10 protein-coding genes are annotated in these 12,894 nt (G+C 65.1%); 2 read left to right on the plus strand and 8 right to left on the minus strand.

From position 1 onward, the window contains the following. Positions 1–71: 71 nt before the first annotated feature. Positions 72–1,586 carry a murein biosynthesis integral membrane protein MurJ gene (murJ, locus tag EYR15_RS04600; RefSeq protein ID WP_131001735.1) on the plus strand — a complete coding sequence of 505 codons (1,515 nt, stop codon included), beginning with the start codon at positions 72–74 and terminating at the stop codon, positions 1,584–1,586. On the opposite strand, the gene EYR15_RS04605 is transcribed toward murJ, so the two are convergent. The 4 genes from EYR15_RS04605 to EYR15_RS04620 form a co-directional block, all read right to left on the minus strand. Then, positions 1,538–2,800 carry an O-antigen ligase family protein gene (locus EYR15_RS04605; RefSeq protein WP_245498147.1) on the minus strand — a complete coding sequence of 421 codons (1,263 nt, stop codon included), beginning with the start codon at positions 2,798–2,800 and terminating at the stop codon, positions 1,538–1,540. The two genes, murJ and EYR15_RS04605, sit on opposite strands and share 49 nt — an antisense overlap. Beyond that, positions 2,797–4,317, minus strand: a complete 1,521-nt coding sequence (locus tag EYR15_RS04610) for an undecaprenyl-phosphate glucose phosphotransferase (protein WP_245498148.1) — start codon at positions 4,315–4,317, stop codon at positions 2,797–2,799. The genes EYR15_RS04605 and EYR15_RS04610 overlap by 4 nt, the downstream gene beginning before the upstream one ends. 70 nt (positions 4,318–4,387) lie before the next feature. Next, positions 4,388–5,539 (minus strand): glycosyltransferase family 4 protein, encoded by a 1,152-nt coding sequence (locus EYR15_RS04615; protein ID WP_131001736.1) that lies wholly within the window; start codon positions 5,537–5,539, stop codon positions 4,388–4,390. Between the two features lie 67 nt (positions 5,540–5,606). After that, positions 5,607–6,167: a polysaccharide biosynthesis/export family protein gene (locus EYR15_RS04620; protein ID WP_131001737.1), complete on the minus strand. Its 561-nt coding sequence runs from the start codon at positions 6,165–6,167 to the stop codon at positions 5,607–5,609. Positions 6,168–6,331: 164 nt separating this feature from the next. Between EYR15_RS04620 and EYR15_RS04625 the strand changes: the two genes are divergently transcribed. Beyond that, a complete protein-coding gene (locus EYR15_RS04625) occupies positions 6,332–8,905 on the plus strand; it encodes an exopolysaccharide transport family protein (RefSeq protein ID WP_131001738.1) in 2,574 nt (857 codons plus the stop codon). A 10-nt stretch (positions 8,906–8,915) separates the two neighbouring features. On the opposite strand, the gene EYR15_RS04630 is transcribed toward EYR15_RS04625, so the two are convergent. The 4 genes from EYR15_RS04630 to EYR15_RS04645 are packed head-to-tail and all read right to left on the minus strand — an operon-like array spanning position 8,916 to position 12,608. Next, positions 8,916–10,142, minus strand: a complete 1,227-nt coding sequence (locus EYR15_RS04630) for a GNAT family N-acetyltransferase (protein WP_165455424.1) — start codon at positions 10,140–10,142, stop codon at positions 8,916–8,918. 53 nt (positions 10,143–10,195) lie between these two features. Beyond that, positions 10,196–11,515, minus strand: coding sequence for a pilus assembly protein TadG-related protein (locus tag EYR15_RS04635; protein ID WP_131001740.1), 1,320 nt, complete (start codon positions 11,513–11,515; stop codon positions 10,196–10,198). Then, positions 11,506–12,087, minus strand: a complete 582-nt coding sequence (locus EYR15_RS04640; protein WP_131001741.1) for a pilus assembly protein — start codon at positions 12,085–12,087, stop codon at positions 11,506–11,508. Before EYR15_RS04640 ends, EYR15_RS04635 begins: the two co-directional genes overlap by 10 nt. Further along, positions 12,084–12,608 carry a TadE family protein gene (locus EYR15_RS04645; RefSeq protein WP_245498149.1) on the minus strand — a complete coding sequence of 175 codons (525 nt, stop codon included), beginning with the start codon at positions 12,606–12,608 and terminating at the stop codon, positions 12,084–12,086. The genes EYR15_RS04640 and EYR15_RS04645 overlap by 4 nt, the downstream gene beginning before the upstream one ends. Positions 12,609–12,894: the final 286 nt, after the last annotated feature.

The following is a 12,894-nucleotide window of genomic DNA, read 5'->3' on the forward strand; positions in this document are numbered from 1 at the left end:
CGGAAGAGGTTGGACCGATAGGGTCTCGCCGAACCTTCCAGGATTCGGAGCGATACGGCCGGTGATCTTCCATGTGGCGTAAGGCTGCCTCCGTCGGCGGGCTGACCCTTGTCTCCCGCCTGTTCGGCTTTGTGCGCGACGTGATGATGGCGGCGGTGCTTGGTGCGGGGCCGCTCGCCGACGCGTTCATGATCGCCTTCCGCCTGCCCAACCACTTCCGGGCGATCTTCGCGGAAGGCGCGTTCAACGCCGCATTCGTGCCGCGCTACGCCCGTGCTCTGACGCGCGAGGGGGAGGGCGCCGCAAAGGCCTTCGCCGAGGACGTGCTGGCGCTGACGCTCGCCGCCCAGATCGTGCTGCTGGTCGCGGCGCTGATCTTCGCGCCCACCGTCGTGGCGCTGCTCGCGCCGGGCTTCCGGGACGACCCCGGCCAGCTGCATCTGACCGCCGATCTCACCCGGATCACGTTTCCCTATCTGCTGCTGATCTCGTGGATGACGCTGATCGCGGGCGTGCTGAACGCGCATGACCGCTTCGCGATGGCGGCCGCCGCCTCGATCCTGCTGAACGTCTGCATTATCGGCGCGCTGCTGATGACCGGCCTCTTCCCGACGGTGGCGCATGCGCTCGCGGTCGGCGTGCTCGTGTCCGGCTTCGCCCAACTTGGGCTGGTGGTCTGGGACATGCGCAGGGCAGGGCTCTCACTGGCGCTTCGCCCTCCCCGGATCACGGCGCATGTCCGCAATTTTTTACGGGGTTTTGGTCCGGCGGTGCTGGGCTCGGCCGGCGTCCAGATCGCGATGTTCGCCGACACGATCCTCGCCTCCTTCCTACCGACAGGTTCGGTTTCCTACCTCTATTACGCCGACCGGCTCTACCAACTGCCGCTCGCGGTCGTCGGCATCGCAGTCGGCACGGTGCTGCTGCCGGAACTGTCGCGCCGACTCGCCGCCGACGATCTTCCCGGCGCGCGCGACCGGCTGAACCGCGCGCTCGAGGGCTCGCTCGCGCTTACCCTTCCCTTCGTAGCCCTGTTCGTTTCGGCGCCCGTCCCAATCGTCGCGGCTTTGTTCGGGCGCGGCGCGTTTGATCAGTCGGCGGTGGAGGGCGCGGCCGCCGCGCTGCAGGCTTATTCGATCGGCCTGCCGGCGATTGTTGCGCTCAGATGCGTGACGCCGGCCTTCCACGCCTCCGGCGATACCGCGACGCCGGTCAAGGCCCTGGCCTTTGCGACGATCATGAACGTCGCGCTGAAGGTCGCGCTGGTCGGCTCGTTCTTCAGCGCCGGCCTCGCCTTCGCGACCGCAGTCGGCGCCTGGGCGAACCTGTTGATCCTGACCTGGCTGCTCGCGCGCCGCGACGGCTTCGCGCCGGATCGGCGCTTCCTTGTGACGGTTGCGAGCCTCGCGCTCGGCGTCGCTGCGTCGGTCGCCGCGATCCGCTGGTCGCTCGGGATCGCGGCGGGGATGAAGGGCCTGATCCCGCAGTTCCCGGACTTTGCGCCGGCGGTCGTCATCGGCCTTATCGGGGCCGCGGTCTACGCTGCGGTGGCTGGTCCCGGAATGGCGCTGGCCCGTCGTCGATAGGCGATGTTCGCCGCGATGAACCCCCAGGTCATGCCGAGCAGCGCCCATTGGTGACGCCAGTGGTCGACGTCGATCACGGCGGCCTCGATCATCAGCACCGTCCAGGTCGAAAACGTGCAGATGAAGATCGGTCGCCAAGGGCTGGCGATCAGGACCGTCCTGAACCCGGAGACCAACGTCAGAATGGTGAGGACCGGGACCACGATCCCGCCAAGCCAGCCGTAGGACATGAAAGCGTTCAGATAGGTGTTGTGGACGTCGGCGCCAAAGCGCTTGGAGAACTGGAAAATGCCGATTCCGAGCGGCTTTTCGAGCGCGAGCTGGAAGCCCGCGAGATGGTTCGAAAACCGGCCGCCATGTTCGGTGTCGTAGCTCTGCTCGAGCGAAGCGCGTTCGGCGAACAGCGACGAGACCGACGGCAAATGGACGATGACGACCACCATCGCCGCTGCGGCCAGCGTCGCCATGAGGCAGGTGACGAGGATGCGGGCCCGCGAGCCGCGCGAAGGCGCGGAAAGCACGGTCAGCACGGTCATCAGCGCGGCGGAAGCGATCAGATGGCCCCAAGAGCCGCGGGAGAAGCTGAGCAGGATACCCGCCATCACGATGCCGAGCGGCGCGAGCACGATCAGCGAGCGCTTGATCGACGCCCAGTAAAGCTGCTGCATCAGCACGAGCGCCGGGAAGATCAGGTGTGGCGCAAAGACATTGGGGTCCTTGAAGAAGCCTTTGGCGCGGTTGTACTTCAGCAGCGTGTCCGCAAAGGGCACGAGGTGGAAGTAGCCCAGAATCGCGAAGAGGCCACTAGCGACGCCGGCGACGACCCAGGCGTTCGCGATCAGCTTCGCGCGGATTTCCGTTCGCTCGGCAAGGAACAGCGCATAAAAGCAACCGGTAATGGCCAGAAAGACGCCGACTGTCGTCCACTTCTGGGTGTTCGCGCGGTCGAACACGATCGTCAGCGTGAGCAACGCGCCGATCTGGTAGAGGATGACGAGCAGCAAGAACGGCAGCAGCGCCCTCGGCAGCTTGAGCCCAGTCGCCGCGAACAGCACGACCGCCCCGATCATCAGCAGATCGTACGCGGCGGGCTCGAACATCACGAAGAAGCTTGACGCGATCGCGAGCCAGACGATGCTCTCGCGCAGGCTTTCCCCGCTGATGGCGGTGGAGCGACCCGCGCGCTCGGCGGTATATCCGAGGGTCGCGCTCAAAACGCGTTCTCGGCCTTGGCGAGCGCGAACGGCGTTCGGGCCAGAATGATGATGTCGAACAGGATCGACCAGTTCTCGATGTAATAGAGATCGTGGTCGACGCGGTTCTGGAGCTTCGCCGGGGTGTCGACTTCGCCGCGCCAGCCGTTGACCTGCGCCCAGCCGGTGACGCCGGGCTTAACGCGGTGGCGTGCGAAATAGCCGTCGACGACGTCGTTCCAAAGCCGCTCGGAGGTATGCGCGTTCACCGCATGTGGACGCGGTCCGACAAGCGATAGCTCTCCCCGCAGCACGTTGAAGAGCTGCGGCAGTTCGTCGAGCGAGCTCTTGCGGATAAAGCGGCCGACGCGGGTGACCCTGTTGTCGCCGCGGGTAACCGCGACCTTGGCTTCGGGGTCGCATCTGTCGGCGTACATCGACCGGAACTTGAAGACATCGATGACCTCGTTGTTGAAGCCATAGCGCTTCTGCCGGAAGAACACCGCGCCCGGGCTGTCGAGCTTGATGGCGATCGCGGTCGCCAGCATGAAGGGCGAAGCCAACAGCAGCGCGAGCCCGCCGACCACGAGGTCGAAGGCGCGCTTCATCACAATGTCCCAGTTCTGAATCGGCCTTGCGGCCAGCGCCACCATGGGCACTTTGCCGACATAAGAATAGGCGCGGGGTCGGAAGCGCAGCTTTTCAGTGTGCGCCGAGAGGCGGATGTCGACCGGCAGCACCCAAAGCGTCTTCAGAATCTCAGCCACGCGCCCTTTGGCGCTGATGGGGATCGTCACGATCAGAAGATCGACCCGCGCGATACGGGCGAACTCCAAGAGCTCCGCAACGTTGCCGAGCTTCGGATAGCCTGCGACGCTCGCAGGCGAGCGCTCGTTGGAGCGGTCATCGAAAACGCCGCAGATGTGAACATCGTTGCCGGACGCGGATTCCAGCGCGCGGATCAGCTCGCCCGCGTTCTCGCCGCCGCCCACGATGACGGCCTTTCGGCCGAGTCGCGCCTCTTGAGCCCACCGGCGAATGAATGAACCCAGCGCCACCCGTTCGATCAGCAGAACGGCGGCGCCAAGACCGAACCAGACGCCGAACCAGCGCCGGTCAGCCGCGTCGCCGACGTCGAAGAAGATCGCCAGCACCGCGAAGCCCGCAAACAGGATGGTCCAGGCGCCGAGGGTCCGGCCGAGCTGGCCTGCGCGCGAGGAGAAGGCGACCGTCTGGTAGGCGTCGGCGGCCTGCACGAAGAGAGGCGTCGCAAACGTCGCTAGCGCCAGCGCCCCCGCCTCGTTCCAATTCATGGAGGTGACCGGCCCGATCACGAGCATGAACGTGACGAGGCCCGTGAACGCCGCGATCAACGCGTCGCCCAGACGCATGCCGCCGAAGAGGAGCACCGGCGAGATCGAAGCTTCGCTGAAGCGCTCGGCGATCTCCAGCGCCTGCTGGTTGAGCGGCGTGGGGCGCTTTGGATAGGACGCCTGAGAAGCGACTTGGTCGATCTGTCTGGCGGTGATCTCGGTCACGGCGGCTCGTTTCCAGGCTGTACGGTATGAGGTGTAGTCTCAAACTCCCAACAACCTTTTACGCACGGGGTCAGCCGCGGCCGCGCATTCGCGCGATTGTCATGCGGTAGACGCTCTCGATCCGCGACGACATCTCGGACAGCGAGAACTCGCTGGAGATATGCCTGCGCCGGCTTTCGGCGGCGGCGAGGGCGGCGTTCCGGTCGGCCGCGGACGCGGCCATCGCAGCGGCGAGGGCCCGCGGATCGCCTGGAGGCGCCAGTTCGTCGGCGTAGGGTCCGAAGATCTCGGGAATGCCGCCGACGCGCGTCGCCACGATCGGGAGCCGCGCGGCGATCGCCTCGAGCACGACGTAGGGCATGGATTCGGCGCGCGACGGCACGACCAGCGTGCGGCCGAGCCGGAACGCCTCGCGCGTCGGGGTGGACGGCTGAAAGGAGACGAGGCGACCGAGATTCTTCTCGATCACCATCGCGCGATAGCGCTCCTCATCGGGGCCGTCGCCGACGATCATCGCGGTCGCCGGCCGGTCGGACTGGGCGAGGATGGCGATCGCTTCGATGAAGACGTCGACGCCCTTCAGATCGCGCAGCATGCCCATGTAGAGGAAGTCACGAGCGTCCTCGGCGGGCTCGATCGGCTCGAATTCGTCGGGCCGCAGGCCATTGCGGATGACGATCGCTGGACAGCGCGGACGGCCAACGACGTTCGCGTAGGTCTGCTGCTCATAGGCGCTGACGTGGACGAGGGACTCGGTGAGCCGCTCCAGCGCACGCTCGATCTGAAAAAAGAACCGGCCAGCGATTGATTTGGGATCGTAATGGAGGCTGCCGCCGTGCGGCGCATAGAAACGCGCGACGGGCCGCGAACGCCCGAGCCACGTTCCGACCACGCGGCCGAATGCGCCGCCCTTGGCCCCATGGCAGTGCACGATGTCCGGCTTCAGCGGCTCCAGGATGTCGCGGACACGCGATATAGCGCGCATGTCCGACGGGCCGATCTGCCGTGCGATCGGCAGCCGCACCGAGCCTAGCGCGAGATGGGGCGCGAGGCTTTCGATTCGCGCCGCCTCGAACGGCCCCCCTGTGAGGCTGTCGCAGACAAGGCCGACCTGATGTCCGGCGGCCGACTGGGCGACAATGAGATCGGCGATATGGCGGAAGATGCCGCCGATGGGCGACCGCACCAGATGAACGATCCGCAGAACCTCGTCGTCGATCATCTAACTTGCTTCCCTCGACGCGTGGCGCGCGCGCCGAGACCTGTTGGAGCTGCTCGTCGGGAGGCGCTTAAAACCAGCGTTCCTGCACGGTGATCGTGTCGCCGGGCCGGATCGGATAAGTCAGAGGGACTTCCGCCTTGTAGACGCGGTCGCTCAGCCGACGCGTGATCTCCACGCGATCCCGCGTTGCGCGAGGCGTGAACCCGCTCGCGATGGCGACGGCGTTCTGCGCAGTCATGCCGGCGACGTAAGGATATTGGCCGGCGGTGGTGACTTCCCCAAGAATGAAGAAGGGCCGATACGACTCGATTTCGACCGATACGTTGGGATCGCGCAGGAAGCCGCTCTTCAGCTTCGCCTCAAGGCCCGCGCGGACCTGATCAGAGGTCTTGCCGTCGACCTTGTAGCGGCCGACCAGCGGCATCGCGATGCTGCCGTCTGGCTCGACGGCGTAGCTGTTCGAAAGATTCTGCTGGCCGAATACGTTGACCCGCAGCTTGTCGCCGCTCGCCAGCACGTACGGCTCGTCAAAAGCCGCCGCCAGCTGCGGCGGAACCGCCCGCGGCCCCGCGCACCCTGCGAGGGTCGCGACGACCGCGAGAACGGTGAATGATCGGAACGATCTCATGACGGCGTGCCCTGACGATCAAAGACGACGTTCACGTAATCGAAACACGGTTAACAATGCGTTTTAGGCGCTTTTTGCTGATTGCAGTCGGTTAACCCTGCGGCAACCATGATCATGCTTTCTTCCCGACAAGTACGCTTGAATGCGAGAGTCGAGGGCACGTCATGGCGCCGCGGAATCATCATCGCGAAGAGGACGATCGTCCCGCCCAGGGCGAGATCGACCTGCGCGTCCTCGGCCGTGGCATGTGGCGTCGGAAGCGGTGGATCCTGCTACCCACGCTGCTTGTCGCGATCGCCGCGGTCCTGTTCGTCCAGCTGACCGCGCCGTATTACCGGTCAAGCGCGCTTGTCCTCATCGAGAACCGCGAAGGCGGCGCGCCGCGCGCCGGCGGAGAGGCGGCCGCGCCGCTCCCTGACGAGCAGGCGGTGGCGAGCCAGGTTCAGCTCATCCAGTCGCGCGACCTCGTGCGCACGGTGGTGAAGAACCTCAATCTCAGCTCCGATCCCGAGTTCGCGGAAAGCCACGAATCCCTGTTCAGCAAGCTGCTGCGTCTGACCGGTCTTGCCGGCCCGCGGAAAGACCTGCCCTTCAACGAGCGGGTCGTGGACAAGGTCGCGGGCGGCCTGTCCGTCTATCCCGTGGTTGGAACCCGCGTCGTAGGCGTCGAATTCGCAGCGCGTGACGCGGATCTGGCGGCGAAGGTCGTCAACGGCTTCATCGACGCCTATCTCGCCATCCAGCGCGACGCCAAGCGCGAATCCAACCGGCAGGCGAGCCAATATCTCGGCGAGGAGATCGCCAATCTCCGCGATCGCGTCTCGGTGGCCGAAGGACGCGTCGAGGCTTTCCGCGCGGAAGCCGGCCTGCTCGTCGGCACCAACAACACCACGGTCGCGGCCCAGCAGCTCGGCGACACCACCATCCAGCTTTCGACCGCCCGCACGCAGCAGGCGGAAGCCCAGGCCAAGGCGGAGATGATCCGCTCCGTGATGCGTCAGGGGCGACCTGCCGAGGCCCTCGAGATCGCGAATTCTGAACTCGTACGTGCGCTTTCGCAGCAGCGCTCGCAGCTCGCGGCGCAGATCGCGAGCGAAGGTCGCACCCTGCTGCCCCAGCACCCGCGTATGCGAGAGCTCTCGGCGCAGATGGCGGGTCTCGATCAGCAGATCCGCATCGAGGCCGCGAACTTCGCCCGCGCCTTCGAGAACGACGCCCGCACCGCCGGGGCGCGGGTGGAGGCGCTGACCAAGCAACTCGAACTGCTGAAGAAGTCGGCTTCCGCCGCGAACGGCCAGGACGTCGAACTCCGCGCGCTCGAACGCGAAGCCCGCTCGCAGCGTGATTTGCTCGAACAGATGCTGACCCGCTATCGCGAGGCGACCGCGCGCGACAATCCCGAAGCGCTGCTCGCGGACGCTCGCGTCATCTCGCGCGGCGCGGCTGCGACTGAGCCTTACTTCCCGAAGAAGGGCCCGACGGTATTGCTCGCGACGCTCGGCGCCTTCGTGCTGTCGCTGTTCGCGGCAGCCGTGGCCGAAATCTTCGGCGGCGGCAGCATACGCCGCTACGACGATGGCGATGTCGCGCCCCCGGTGGCCGTCGCCGTCGCGCAACGTCACGAGCCTGTTCAACCCGCGCCTGCTGCGCCTCAGCAGCCGGACCGCGCGCCAGTCGGGCGTGAGCGCGAGATTGATCGCTCGGTCGCGCCCGCCGCAGCTTTTGCGACAGGCCTGGCGACAGCGGCCGTCCTGAAGCCCTCCGAGACGTCGACCGAGACCGCTCCGGCCGATCCTGAGCCGGTCGCCGAACCCTCGGTCGCGGAGACGACCTCCGAATCGGTCGTGGTGGCGCCGGACAGGCCGGCGCCGACCGAGCTGGCGGAGACGGCCGTGGAAGCGGACCGCGAGCCATCGGGCGAAGAGCCGGTCGTCTTGGCGAGCGATCCCTCAAGTCCTGTGAGTGAAGAGGAGACTGCGTCTGACGACTCTTCCGAGCCAGTCAAGGCGACGGAAGAGGAGGCCGTCGACGCTTCCGCTCCCCCCATGAGCGCCGCTGCGACCGGAATCATCGCAGCCGCCGCTGCGGAAGCCGCGACATCATCGGGCGCGCCTGACAATATCGAACATTCGGTCGATATGGAGTGCGTCGACGCCACGCTCGTTTCCGCTCTCGCGCGCCAACTGGCGTCGATGCCGTCTGGCCCTGGCGCGCTGCGCATCGTGATGACCGGGGCGGCCGAGGGGCTCGAGACCCGCGGCGTGGCGTCCGAGCTCGCATCGACGATCTCCTCTTTCGGGCGACGCGTGATCGCGGTCGACGTCGGCGGCGGCCTCGGACAGGGTGCGCTGACGGGCCTCGCCGAACTGCTGACGGGCGAGGCGACGTTCGCGCAGGCGATCCACCGCGACCCGGGCTCACGCGTCCACCTGGTGCCACGCGGCGATCAAAGCTTCGCCTCGCTCGACGCCAGTGCGCAGGGGCGGCTTGGCGTGGTGCTCGAAGCGCTCGCTCTGACCTACGACTTCGTCATCCTGACCGCGCCGAGCGGCGCCGGCCGGGCGGATCTTTTCGCCAGCCACTGCGCGGCCGCGGTGCTGATCTCGAACGCCGGCGCATCCGACTTCGTAACCGTCGACGCGCATGAGCGGCTACGCGGCGCGGGCGTCGAGGACGTGGTGGTTCTGCTGGTGAACGACGGCGGCGGTTCGCCGAACGACAAGTCCCTCGCCGCCTGAGCGGCGAGGGTCAGTCGGCTGAACCGTCGGAGGCCGGACGGGCGCTGCGGCTCTTCAGCGCCCTGAGCTTTTCGATGACGGCGTAGACGCGCTCGTCGTTCTTGGCCCAGCTCTTTGCGGCTCGCAGGGCCGCCGCAGCGGCGCCCGCCGCGCGGCCTTTCGCGGTAACGGGGAAGAACACGTCGCGCAGCGTCTCCTCGTTCGGGCAATAGGACAGCTTGTATCCCGCGACGCCGACGCCGAGATCGAAGGTGTGGAACCCCCGGAGGATCAGGTCCTCGACGAGGAAGTTCAGCAGCATCTCACCCGGGCTGTATTTTGAGTGCTCGCCCGAAGTGATCGAAATGATCATGTTGCTGTAGCGGCCGTTGGCGCCGAACCCGCCGGTCACCGCAATCGTTTCGCCGTCGAGGTCAAAACCATAGATGTCCATGGCGGGAGCGGCGCCGTTGAGGCCCGCCGCCTCGGCGAGAAAGTCCCGCACGCCCGGCCGCGCGAACACGTCGGCGATGCCTCGTTCCGCGAACTGCCGCCCCTTCTGCGCAAGGAACGCGTCGAGCAGCTTCTGGCGCTCCTGGCGGGTTTCGGCGCGGTAGATCCGGGCGGCGCCGATTTCTTCGAAGCGACGCATCTTGCGCCGCTGCTTGGACCGGGTCTTGGTCGAAAACAGGCGGCTGAAATATTCCTCCACATCTGGCGAAAGCGGGCCGCAGAAGGCGGGTGCAGGGGACGGCTGGCCGGACAGCAGAGCGAAGGGGTTAGCTGCGCCTTGCCATGTCTCGGGCTGGTTCTCCAGAGCGAACAGATCGACCCCAGCGGCCGCCCCCGCCTCCTCCAGCAGACGCGCGCATTCCTCAGCGGTGAAGCCGTCGAGCGCGTCGCTACGGATCAGCGGCATGTTGTAGTTCGAGTGGCTTCCGCCAGCGAACGAGGCGGTCGTGACGCCGAAACGGCTCCGGAGGCTGAGCGGCAGCAGCGCGACCATGCGGCCATGAGCGTCTCGCGCGGCGACGATCAGCGGCGCAAGGCCGTCCGGCGCCGCCGCGTTCGCCATCCAGGCGCCGACGAAGCCCGGAGTCTGGTAGGCGGAGCCCATAGCGTCGGGCGCGAGCGCAGCCCACTCGCGCCATGCGGAATCGACGCTGCGATAAAGCTCGATCGAGGCGAACGCCCGCCCAGATGCAGGGGAAGACGCTGTCGTGAGAGCAGGCGATGCAAAGTCGCCGGACCAGGCCATGGCGGGCTCTTCCGCGAAAGAAATAGCCGAAGCGTTGGGTGAACTCATCGGGCTCACTTGCTGACACGAAGGTTCGAGAGCGAATCGCCGATCGCTTGGAAGGCTGCGATCAGCGAAGCCTTGTTGCCGGCGTCGAAATAGAAGGCCGTCGATGTCGCGCAGTTCTGCAGCATCGTTTTGGTGGATGAGCCAGGATTGCTGAAGGCTACCGTGTAGACCGTGATCCCCGCGGTTTTCATCTTGGTGCAGACGGCGGTCAGCCGCGTGTCGAGCACGTTTTCCGCGGCGGAGGAGCTTGTGGTGCCCAGCCTGCCGTCACTCAGATCGCCGTAGGCCGTATAGACGCCGTTGCTCATGGTGTTATCGCCGTCCGTCATGATGATCACGGCCTTGCTCATATTCGCCGTGCCGTAATCGAGCGGCAGGGTCGAACTGCCCCAATATCCCCGCCACTTCGGCGAGATCATGCGCCACCCCCAGACCGCTCCCAGGTTGATGTGCGTGTTGCCGTCCGCCGTCATCGCGTTGATGGCGCTGGTGACGGTCGCCTTCTGGTTCGTGAGAGGCGTCACCGTCTGCGGGCAATAGGTGTTGTAGCCTCCGATCGCTGCCCAATACGATTCGTAATAGCTCGAGTACGGGTTTGGATATTTGTAGTATTCAAACTGAGTGGCGGTCGTTGATGGAACGTCGTCGGTTTGATCTTGGCTGTTCTGGTAGCGCGCCATCACGCAGCCGCTCCAGTTGCTCGGCTTGCTGCCCTTCATCCACGATGTTCGCGTCGTTCCCACATTCACGGTCTGGGAGAACGGCACGAGGCCGACATACAGGTTGTCGCCGGTCGTGCTGGATCCGAACAGCGTGTTCATCAGGCTGTTCGCGGAGTCCTTGAGCGTGGGCATGCTGCCGCTGTTGTCCATCGACCCCGTGTTGTCGAGGACGAGCACAACCTCGAGGCCCGCGGATTTCCGCGTGACCTCGGACGTGTGGCTAACCGTCATGGTGGTTGGACCAAGGATCCGCATGAGCGTCGTCGGAAGCGTCGCGGTCGCGGTCAGCGTGATGGTGCTCTTGTCCGCGCTTGGCGTCGCCGTGACCGACGTGATGGTGGCCCCGGCTATGCCGATCTTGAAGTTGGCGTCGACGAACTTGCGAGCGTCCGCCGAATAATCGGTCGTCGCGGTGCGGGCGCCGACGGCGAGTCCGGCCGCGTCGAGCGCGTTCACGAGCTTCGCCTTGACGATCTCCCCGCGGCCGACGTCGATCGCCAAGCCCATGCAGCCGATCAGAACGATGATCAGGATGCCGAGCAGCGGAGCGACGGCGCCCTCGCGCGACCGTGCGAAGCGGGAGACTAGATGTCCTAAAGACATGCTGTGCCCGTTGGCTTTGTCGTCAGTGATCCAAGCCGCGGCCGGTACATCGACGCGATGTAGATCGTCTGGCTGCCTTGCAAAAACTTGTTAAAGATCGGATCAAAGCGATAGTACACCTCTGCAACCATAATGTTGTCTTTGGTGTCTGCGAGTAAGCCGGAGGGCACGGCGGCTACCTGACCTTCCGTTCCGAACTTACTTTTCCATGCCGAGCCTGCCGAACTGTAGCATTGCCACTTCACGCGGGCGACGTTGCTCGCATCAAGATAGACAGACGTAAGTATGGTTACGCCGTTAGCGCCCGACGTATAGCTCGGCATACTGGCGCCAGTCGCTTTGAAAATCAGCGCCATCGCGTCATTGTTCAGCTCTTTATACTGGGAGGTCACGTCGGCGACGGAAAAGCCGACGCGATCAACGTTCGCCCTAATCGATTCGTAACGCGCGAGGTCGTAGCCGCCGAGCAGGAGGAGGGCGAGGAGCGGTGAGAACAGGGCGAGCTCGATTGCGGCTACGCCATCTTCGGACCGCCTGAACCTGCGCATCAAGCTGAGGAGAGGGTTCTTCATCCGTAAGGCTCGTTCCGCACGACAACGCGCGCCTTCAGCGGGACGATGCCGCCGCTGCCCACGAGCTTGCTCATCATCGGGGTGAACAGGCTCCAGTTATAGGTCAGCGTGTAGAGGACGATCTCGCCCGCGGCGCCGTAACCGGACTTGCCCTGATCGGAGTCCCAGGCGCCGTTGCCATTTACGTCAATGAAGGATTCACCAGCGTCTCGCTTGCCGTTCTTGTTGGTGTCCGTATAGGGCTCCGGCTGACCGACATTGCTGAAATCACTGTAGGACAGGCTCGTTACGACGATTTTCGACGGGTTGAGATATGAACCGACGATCTTGGTCACTGCGGCTGTGATCATCTGCTGCTGCGTCTTGCTTGTGGCGACGTAGCCGGTCTTGCCCGCTCGCGAAGCTGCGAAAGCTGCGCCGTCCAGGATGTTCTGGGCTCCGGCCATCAGGCCCATCTCGCATATGCCCATGATGAAGAACATCAATACGGGCGCGATCAGAGCGAACTCGACCGCTGTCACGCCGTCCTCTTCGGCTTTGAAGCGCCGTCGCAGCCCTTTCAGCATCGCAATCGTCACAACTCGCCAAGACCGGCGGGCTCAAAGCCCGGCAAGCGGAGACTATGATCCGGAATAATCTACATTCGGTGAAGCGAGACATCTAAAAAGCGTTGTAGAATTTGATGCTTTCGTAGCTTTGAGCGCGTTTGAAGCTAATACGCCGGGTATTGTCTATGAATGAGCGGCTGTGATGAAAGCTTTCATTTACCTTCTTGACCGAAGCTCCGTGCGGACGAGAATTAGGGCG

This window comes from Hansschlegelia quercus, assembly GCF_004310425.1.
Lineage (GTDB): Bacteria > Pseudomonadota > Alphaproteobacteria > Rhizobiales > Methylopilaceae > Methylopila > Methylopila quercus.

Excerpts from the sequence above, each read along its gene's own strand:
- EYR15_RS04625 (WP_131001738.1), top strand. The coding sequence starts at position 6,332 with ATGGCGCCGCGGAATCATCATCGCGAAGAGGACGATCGTCCCGCCCAG.
- EYR15_RS04620 (WP_131001737.1), bottom strand. The coding sequence starts at position 6,167 with ATGAGATCGTTCCGATCATTCACCGTTCTCGCGGTCGTCGCGACCCTC.
- EYR15_RS04630 (WP_165455424.1), bottom strand. The coding sequence starts at position 10,142 with ATGGCCTGGTCCGGCGACTTTGCATCGCCTGCTCTCACGACAGCGTCT.
- EYR15_RS04640 (WP_131001741.1), bottom strand. The coding sequence starts at position 12,087 with ATGAAGAACCCTCTCCTCAGCTTGATGCGCAGGTTCAGGCGGTCCGAA.
- murJ (WP_131001735.1), top strand. The coding sequence starts at position 72 with ATGTGGCGTAAGGCTGCCTCCGTCGGCGGGCTGACCCTTGTCTCCCGC.
- EYR15_RS04635 (WP_131001740.1), bottom strand. The coding sequence starts at position 11,515 with ATGTCTTTAGGACATCTAGTCTCCCGCTTCGCACGGTCGCGCGAGGGC.
- EYR15_RS04615 (WP_131001736.1), bottom strand. The coding sequence starts at position 5,539 with ATGATCGACGACGAGGTTCTGCGGATCGTTCATCTGGTGCGGTCGCCC.